Source organism: Halorubrum sp. SP3, assembly GCF_005435195.1.
Classification (GTDB): Archaea; Halobacteriota; Halobacteria; order Halobacteriales; family Haloferacaceae; genus Halorubrum; species Halorubrum sodomense.
This window is the reverse complement of record NZ_SGTU01000356.1, coordinates 1-468: the sequence shown is the minus strand read 5'-3', so window position 1 is coordinate 468 and position 468 is coordinate 1. Positions and strand designations below refer to the sequence as shown.

General features: G+C 52.1%; 1 protein-coding gene. It reads right to left on the bottom strand.

Annotated features, from left to right (window positions below; all coding sequences use genetic code 11):
* Positions 1–25: 25 nt before the first annotated feature.
* Positions 26–468 (bottom strand): hypothetical protein (locus EXE42_RS19820; RefSeq protein ID WP_206750761.1); only part of this gene is annotated, 443 nt, incomplete at its 5' end.

The window sequence follows — 468 nt, the reverse complement described above, 5'->3', positions numbered from 1 at the left end:
GTGGGAATTCACCGAGGAATAGATTTTACTCTACATAGTCTGGCACGGAACCAATTCGGCCCGTTCTCACGTTCCAGTCCCAATCAACGTCCGAGCCACATTTTTGACACTCTAGCCGCTCTTCACCAATATACCAGTACCTGCCACAGTTCCGACACTGAACATCATCAAATGTGCCCGGCGGAGGTTCTGGTCCTCCATAATCCGTTTTGAGAGCCAACTCGTGAGGGAGAAGGTACCGATAGTAGTCGAAGGGATCGGCGTCATCGAGAGAAACCAGACGGTAGCTGCTCGACCTATTTTTCAGTCTAATCACTCTCTCTGTATCGATTAACCAATCCATGAGTGGCAGCGACCCCGTAACGTCCGGTCTCGAATCGGCATCCGTGACACCGGACCGGGGGTGGCGGAGAGAGTCGTTGTTCTCGAAAACTGTACCGGAGAAGAACTGCTCCCATGTAACGGAAC